Source organism: Sphingomonas sp. CCH9-F2 (genome assembly GCF_001556735.1).
GTDB lineage: Bacteria > Pseudomonadota > Alphaproteobacteria > Sphingomonadales > Sphingomonadaceae > Sphingomonas > Sphingomonas ginsenosidimutans.
Map to the genome: position 1 here is coordinate 1 of NZ_LSJO01000549.1, position 706 is coordinate 706.

1 pseudogene is annotated in these 706 nt (G+C 65.6%); it reads right to left on the bottom strand.

Going from position 1 to position 706, the window contains the following annotated elements:
* Window positions 1–72 precede the first annotated feature (72 nt).
* Window positions 73–706, bottom strand: a pseudogene (locus tag AX685_RS21175) (IS5 family transposase); the annotation flags it as partial.

Here is a 706-nt window from a genome sequence, read left to right on the forward strand (position 1 = left end):
TCGCGCAGCACCGCATGGCTGCTGGCCCTGATGAAGTCCGCAGGCTGGCTCCCTAGGGTCAGGACTCGTTGATCACAGCCAGAAGATGACGGTGGCAGCGAGAGCGATTGCGGAGAAGAAGGCGGTGGGGCAGCGGTCGTAGCGGGTGGCGACCCGGCGCCAGTCCTTGAGGCGGCCGAACATGATCTCGATGCGGCTGCGACGCCGGTAGCGGCGCTTGTCGTACCGGACCGGTTCGTTGCGCGACCTGCGGCCTGGGATGCAGGGCTGGATGCCTTTGGCCTGGAGGGCATCCCTGAACCAGTCGGCGTCGTAGCCGCGATCCCCAAGCAGCCACTGCGCCTTCGGCATGTCATCGAGCAGCGCTGCCGCACCGGTGTAGTCGCTGACCTGGCCCGCGGTCATGAAGAAGCTCAAGGGGCGCCCGTTCGCATCGGCGATGGCGTGAAGCTTGGTGTTCATGCCGCCTTTGGTGCGGCCGATCAGGCGGCCGAGATCCCCTTTTTAACCCGCAGGCTCGATGCCGTGCGGTGAGCCTTAAGGTAGGTTGCGTCGATCATGACCGTCTGCGGCTCGGCGCCAGCTGCAGCCAGACCTTCCATCATTCGCGTGAACACACCGGCCTCGCCCCAACGCTTCCACCGATTGTACAGCGTCTTGTGTGGCCCATAGGCGCTGGGCGCATCTCGCCAGCGCAGCCCATTGC